Source organism: Trichocoleus sp. FACHB-262, from assembly GCF_014696035.1.
Classification (GTDB): Bacteria; Cyanobacteriota; Cyanobacteriia; order FACHB-46; family FACHB-46; genus Trichocoleus.
The window spans coordinates 1-6,287 of the sequence record NZ_JACJPK010000011.1 but is presented as its reverse complement, the minus strand read 5'-3'; the positions used below and the strand labels follow the sequence as shown (position 1 = coordinate 6,287).

General features: G+C 51.5%; 7 protein-coding genes and 1 pseudogene. 4 read left to right on the top strand and 4 right to left on the bottom strand.

Features of this window, described 5'->3' with window-relative positions; all coding sequences use genetic code 11:
- A partial coding sequence (locus H6F68_RS00270; RefSeq protein WP_190555705.1) for a hypothetical protein occupies window positions 1-306 on the top strand: 306 nt, incomplete at its 5' end.
- 259 nt (window positions 307-565) lie between these two features.
- Here the strand turns inward: H6F68_RS00270 and H6F68_RS00265 are convergent.
- On the bottom strand, window positions 566-874 hold the full coding sequence (locus H6F68_RS00265) for a hypothetical protein (RefSeq protein ID WP_190555704.1): 309 nt from the start codon (window positions 872-874) through the stop codon (window positions 566-568).
- Between the two features lie 157 nt (window positions 875-1,031).
- Here H6F68_RS00265 and H6F68_RS00260 point away from each other — a divergent pair, with 157 nt between their 5' ends.
- A complete protein-coding gene (locus H6F68_RS00260) occupies window positions 1,032-1,583 on the top strand; it encodes a DUF3124 domain-containing protein (protein ID WP_190555703.1) in 552 nt (183 codons plus the stop codon).
- 58 nt (window positions 1,584-1,641) lie between these two features.
- The gene (crtL, locus tag H6F68_RS00255; RefSeq protein WP_399312301.1) at window positions 1,642-2,880 is read left to right on the top strand and encodes a lycopene beta cyclase; all 1,239 of its coding nucleotides are present in this window, start codon (window positions 1,642-1,644) and stop codon (window positions 2,878-2,880) included.
- Between the two features lie 347 nt (window positions 2,881-3,227).
- On the opposite strand, the pseudogene H6F68_RS00250 reads toward crtL, so the two are convergent.
- Window positions 3,228-4,148 (bottom strand): annotated as a pseudogene (locus H6F68_RS00250) (IS256 family transposase); the annotation flags it as partial.
- A gap of 97 nt (window positions 4,149-4,245) precedes the next feature.
- Here H6F68_RS00250 and H6F68_RS00245 point away from each other — a divergent pair.
- A protein-coding gene (locus tag H6F68_RS00245) for an IS5 family transposase (protein ID WP_242065279.1) occupies window positions 4,246-5,074 on the top strand; the annotation gives its coding sequence in 2 pieces (ribosomal slippage) (window positions 4,246-4,637 and window positions 4,636-5,074; 831 coding nt in all).
- A 1-nt stretch (window position 5,075) separates the two neighbouring features.
- On the opposite strand, the gene H6F68_RS00240 is transcribed toward H6F68_RS00245, so the two are convergent.
- Window positions 5,076-5,420 carry a transposase gene (locus H6F68_RS00240; RefSeq protein WP_190555702.1) on the bottom strand — a complete coding sequence of 115 codons (345 nt, stop codon included), beginning with the start codon at window positions 5,418-5,420 and terminating at the stop codon, window positions 5,076-5,078.
- 23 nt (window positions 5,421-5,443) lie between these two features.
- Window positions 5,444-6,184, bottom strand: a complete 741-nt coding sequence (locus H6F68_RS00235; protein ID WP_399312298.1) for a transposase — start codon at window positions 6,182-6,184, stop codon at window positions 5,444-5,446.
- Window positions 6,185-6,287 lie beyond the last annotated feature (103 nt).

The following is a 6,287-nucleotide window of genomic DNA, read 5'->3' as shown; positions in this document are numbered from 1 at the left end:
AGTGACTCCCACCGCACCAATGAAGAGCGCACCGGCACCAACGCGGTGCCAGACCCCTTTGACCCCCTCGACCCTGAGATTAACCCTCAGCTCACTGAAGCGGTTCTGAAGAATTTCGATGTCTACAAATCCCAAACCAAAGTCATCGAAATTGTGTGGAATGTGGGCAAATCAGGAACGAGCAATAAGTATCGGGCAGCGAAGTGGAAACTGAGGCGAATTCTCAAAAAGCACGATCGCCCTTTACCCGGAAAACCGTGGGGTGAAGACCCGGATGACTTCAAGAAATTCCACGAGATCATTTAGCCATCAACCGTATCTTTATTATTGGAAACTGCTGGCGCGTCGGCTTGCCTGTGCGGAGCACGTATCGCCCTATGGATGGGTAGGAAGAAGGTACTGGAGCAGCACTTCCTCCTCAAATTCTGCTCTGGCTTACAGTAAAACCTCGTCTGCTTCAGTCCAGGTGAATCTCACTTGATAACAAAGCACGACTAGGATAACCTCAACCAATTATCAAACTGAACTTGTCTCACAACTTCGGATCACTTAGTCTATGACAAACTCAGGAGCACACCTTGTACTGGGAGGCGATCGGATACCAACCTTCAGCAATATCTTGATATTGTCTTGACCTTGATTCTGAGGAATTGGCTGACGAATCACAGCTTATCTCCTGAGGCGGTGCAGTCCCAAGCTGACCTTGCACGCGACGTACGACCGCACTCAGCGCACCGGAATTGGTGCAAGCGCTAAAACGCTGATGGCAACTGCCTTCTAAGGATACTGCCCTCAACCGCACCGGTGGAGACCGCACCCGCACCAACGCGGTGCCGAGTCCATTTGACTCCCTTGATCCAAGGTTAACCCTCAATGAAAGTGAGAGAAATAGTGTTGAATGTTAGCAAGTCTGAAACGAGCCAGCAGTGCCAAGCGCTAAGTGGAAATGGAGTGACTACTATTTGAGCCTGCAGGGGTTCCAACTATGCTTGAAGAACCAATGTTGCATCAGTATCAGAGGGTGAATGTTGATGAGGCTGAAACATCATCTGTCTTTTGCTGGGGTGATTGGGGCGATCGCGATTGCTTCCTGCTCGCCTCAAACCCACTTGTCAAATCCGTCGTCGGTTCAAAACCGTGAAATTCAGCTTCAAACCGTTTCCCTCAATCAAGACGATATCGTCATGGGGCAAATCGTTTATGTTCCCATCTATTCGCATATCTATCATCACAATAGCCAAGATCGGGTGATGAATTTATCAGCGACGCTTAGCGTTCGCAATACAGACTCGAGCGATCCCATCATCATTACCGCTGTGAGGTACTACGATACGGAGGGCCAACTCATACGGCAAGAGATTGAGCGTCCAGTCGCCTTAAAGCCCCTGGCTTCCACTAGCTTCTTTGTGGCAGCAGATGATACTGGTGGTGGGTCAGGGGCAAACTTTGTGGTGGAATGGGTTGCAGAAAAAACGGTGTCAGAACCTGTGATTGAAGCAGTCATGATCAACACCTCTGGAGGGCAGGGAATTTCATTTATTAGTCCGGGAAAAGTTGTTGAGCAGCATGGCAAGAGAAACTAGCATCAGCCAGCTGGAATCCGATTGGAGTGGCTCTGTTCTGGAAAGTGGAGGTTAGATTGTGGTGTTTGATGCTTTGGTCATTGGCTCTGGACCCGCAGGATTGGCGATCGCCGCTGCTCTTTGTGATGAAGGGTTGAACGTTGCCGGTTTAGCACCTGTTCCGCCTCCGGTTGAGTGGTCAAACACCTATGGGATTTGGTGTGATGAGTTAGAGCCGATGAACCTGACGCATCTGTTGAGACACCGTTGGCAAAATAGTGTGGCTTATGCGGCTCAACAAGAAATCGCGCTGCAACGCGAATATGGCTTATTCGATAACGTCAAACTGCAAAACTACTTTTTGGAACGCTGCGATCGCGGCAAAATGACGTGGCATCAGGGCACGGCTGCTGCTGTGGAGCATCTAGCTAATCGCTCTTGTGTCACAACCACCGAAGGAACGACTTTATCCGCCAGACTTGTGATCGATGCCAGTGGTCACAAACCGGCGCTGTTACAAAGATTCCAAAGCGATCGCATTGCTTACCAAGCAGCCTACGGCATCGTGGGCAGATTCTCCTCACCCCCGATCGAATCCCAGCAGTTTGTCTTGATGGACTACCGCTCAGAGCACCTGTCACTTGCGGAACGCCAAGCGCCTCCCACCTTCCTCTACGCGATGGATTTAGGCAATGATGTCTTTTTTGTCGAAGAGACGTCATTGGCGAGCAGTCCTGCTGTGACGTTTGAGGTGTTGCAGCAGCGGTTAGAGCAGCGTCTTGCCTTTCGAGGGGTGCAGGTGAAAGCGGTGCAGCACGTGGAGTACTGTTTGTTTCCCATGAATCTGCCGTTACCGTCGCTCGACCAGGCAGTGATGGGGTTTGGTGGAGCGGCGAGTCTGGTGCATCCCGCCTCAGGTTACATGGTGGGCGCTTTGCTACGACGTGCACCTAGGGTCGCGAAGACGATCGCTCATGCAGTTGAACATCAGAACGATCCCCCTGCCAGAATTGCTGCATCTGTATGGCAAACGCTGTGGTCAAGCGATGAGAGGCGGAAACGCGCCCTCTACCTGTTTGGTTTAGAGAATTTGATGCGATTTGATGAACAACTGCTACAGGCCTTCTTTGCCTCCTTCCTTCAGTTGCCGCGATCGCAGTGGACTGCTTTTCTGACAAATACCCTCTCTACCCCCGAAATGTTGCAAACGATGATGAACTTGTTTGGTCACACCACCCCTGAAGTTCGCTGGAATTTAATGCGCTCTGCCTGGAGCGATCGGGCCTTGCTTTGGAAGGCGTTGGTCGGTTCAGAATGAGTAGATATCCTGCATGAATAGGAAAGCGTGTGACAGTTGGCGATCGTGGAGAGGCACCGTAGAAAACAAACGGTTTGGCTTACGCTTAAACCTGATTGCTGGCTTGCTTAACTACGAACTGGCACACCCTTCATGATTCATGCAGGAAGTCTTTTAAGTGATACCTAAATCAATAAAAGACTCGCCTACCGTGAAGCCAATTAACATTTTTGTCCTGATAACTTCAACGGCAATTCCAACATTTACGTTGGCAATCTAGGGGTACAATTTATTTTTTTAGCAGTGTTTATGTTCAGATGAATGGGAACTTGAGTGTGTCAAGAATTTTGTGTAAGCCAGATTCGGAATCAGTGGGATAGACGATCGGAAAACTCGATAGCAAAGCGTGAGAGCGCTTGCTTCCAGTTGGGGATCGGCATCGTCCATCGCTTGGCAATATTGCTCAGGGCCAGGTAGAGCAATTTGAAGACAGACTCATCACTGGGGAAGTGCCCCTTGGTCTTGAGCACCTTACGCAAAGAACGATTGAGTGACTCAATGGCATTGGTGGTGTAGATCACTCGTCGGATGTCTGCCGGATAGTCAAACAACGGAATGATGTGCTCCCAGTGCCGCAACCACAGTTGACTGATGGAAGGATAATGCTCGTCCCACTTCTGGGCAAAGGTTTCGAGGGCTGCCTCCGCTTCCGCAACCGTGGCTGCCTGGTAGATGGGTTTGAGGTCGGCTACGGCTTCGCGCTGCAACTTCCAGGGCACATACTTGAGCGATTTACGCATCAAGTGAACGATGCACAACTGGACCCGAGCACGAGGATAAACGGTCTTGATGGCTTCTGGAAATCCCACCAGACCATCGACCCAAGCGATAAAGACATCTTCCACCCCTCGGTTTTTCAATTCCGTCAGCACCGAGAGCCAGAACTTAGCGCCTTCTGCCGGAGACATCCACATCCCCAGCAGTTCCTTGTGCCCTTCGAGGTTGACCCCCAAGACCAGGTAGACCGCCTGGGACCTAACTCGCCCTTCGGAGCGGACTTTGACACAGAGCGCATCTAACCAGACAATCGGATAGACCTTGTCCAAGGGTCGGCCTTGCCATTGCCGCACCTCTTCAGCCACGGCATCGGTGACCTGGCTAATCAAGGTGGCAGAAATTTCCACCCCATAGAGCTCTTCCAACTGCGCTTGGATATCCCTGGTGCTCAATCCCCTTGCATAGAGAGCGAGGATTTTGTCATCCAACCCACTGATGCGTCGTTGTCCTTTAGACCTCCTGCATGAATCGGAAAACATGTGACAGTTAGTGACCGCAGAGAGGAAAAGCGGGCTAAATTTTGGGTGGGCACGCATTCCAGCAGCAGCTATGCAATACCAGGAGCTAGAGCATCTATCGAATCCGGAGTTCAAGCGCTTATGTGGCGTGAGTCGTAGTACTTTTCGGGAGATGGTTGAAGTGCTACGCCCCCCTCTAGATCGCCGAGGACGGCGAGGGGGCCAAACAAAGCTGAGCGTTGAAGACCAGCTATTAGTCGCTTTGGCTTACTGGCGAGAGTATCGTAGCCAATTCCACATCGGGGTGAGTTGGGGACTGCACGAAACTACGGTCGGCCGAATTGTAAAAAAAGTGGAAGACCTGCTGGTTAAGAGTGGCAAGTTTCGCCTGCCGAGTCAACGTCAGTTGTATCAACCCGGTTGGGAGTGGAAGGTGATGATGGTTGATGTCGGTGAGATAGAGATTGAACGCCCCAAAAAAACAAAAACGCTACTACAGTGGCAAGCAACGCTGCCACACGCTAAAAGCACAGTTGGTGGTGGACTTAGAAACTCAGCAAATCATTTGTACTGCTGTGGACACGGGCAGAACCCATGACTTCAAGGTGCTCAAGCGCAGTCGCTTGCCGTTTGTCTCGTCCCAGTTGTGTTTAGCTGACCGCGGCTATCAAGGATTTGCCAAACTTCACCCTGGAGCGTGTACGCCCACCAAAAAGCGACGCCAGCAGCCTTTACCAAAGGAGGAAAAGCAGCATAATCGGGCCTTAGCTCGACTGCGGGTCAGAGTGGAGCATGTGATTCGTCGCTTCAAGATCTTCCGCATCTTTTCAGGGCGGTATCGCAACCGGAGAAAGCGGTTTGACTTACGCTTGAACTTGATTGCTGGCTTGCTCAACTATGAACTGGCACATCCCTCTTGATTCATGCAGGAGGTCTTTTTTTGACCAGAACGGGTTCGAACTGACTGAAGCGATCCCGAGGTACCTGAAGTTCGAGTTCTCCGAGTTCGGCTTGCACCGTTTTCTTGGAGAAGCCGTTGCGGGAATTACGGCGTTCCCTAGGTAGCTCTGCTCCGGGAGTCAAGGGGTGGTTGTGTTGTTGAAGATGATGGCTTAACTCTGCCTGTAGCGCCTTTTCCACCAAACGCTTGGTGAGTTGCTTCAGCAACCCTTGTTCTCCAAGAACGGCTTCGGGTCCGGAGTAATCTTGCAGCAGTTCATCGAGCAACTGGTCGACTTTGGCGGCAGAAGGATTCGATTCTTTCATGGGCGGTCTCCTATCATTGGATGTTATTTTGACCGCTTACACAAAAAACTGTACAGTCTCCGAAAGTGCATTCCCTGCCAGCATCTCAAGCGTAATCGTCCCTGCTTAGGGTCATCCACCTCACTCTGCTGGTCGGGGCAATGCCAGGTAGCCGGGTCACTGAGCTTGAACTTATCGCCATGCACTCTCGGTCTGCCTCTGCCGCTATAAGTGGGCGGAGTTGTCCAAAAACAGCGATTGGAGCGCAAGCGCATCAGCTTATCACAGGTGATGTCTGCGGTTGCCAAGACAAAGCGTGCACAACCATACTCACTATCCCACAAGGAGATCGCGCGAATGGACAGGACTTGGCACACCTGTTGCAGTTGCCATGCCGCTTTGCTAATCGAACTCTCGAAACTGGTGATGCGCTCATGTCGTAAGGGCAATGCCCAACTGGTGCCAGATTCGGGAATCCACGCAAGGGTACTCCAGCCTTGCCCCACTCCTACGGGTCGGTTGCCGAGCATCGCAACTTGATGTTCGTAAGTACGCTCCTGCAAGGTAGTTGCATAGGGACGTGCCCAGATGGTGTGATCACCTGCTAGCACAGGACGCTCACCTTGACGCATCTGCTCAATGTACAGTCGCATCAGCTTGCGCCGTTGGGGACGGCTATCTTGCAGAGCTTCATACAAGCTTGACCACTGCTGTCGAAACAAAGGGCTACAACTGAGTTCAGCAAAGCTTGTGACGCTGGGACTACTCAAGACTGGGCGTTGCACAATAGTAGTATGATGCAGCGTTGAGGGTCTCCTGATGCAATGTCCAGACTGTCAATCCACTCACGTCGTCAAAAACGGTCGCCGTCAACAGCAGCAGAACTAC

Bases quoted from the DNA above. Each gene is read 5' to 3' on its own strand.
- H6F68_RS00260 (WP_190555703.1), top strand. From the start codon at position 1,032: ATGAGGCTGAAACATCATCTGTCTTTTGCTGGGGTGATTGGGGCGATC.
- H6F68_RS00240 (WP_190555702.1), bottom strand. From the start codon at position 5,420: ATGAAAGAATCGAATCCTTCTGCCGCCAAAGTCGACCAGTTGCTCGAT.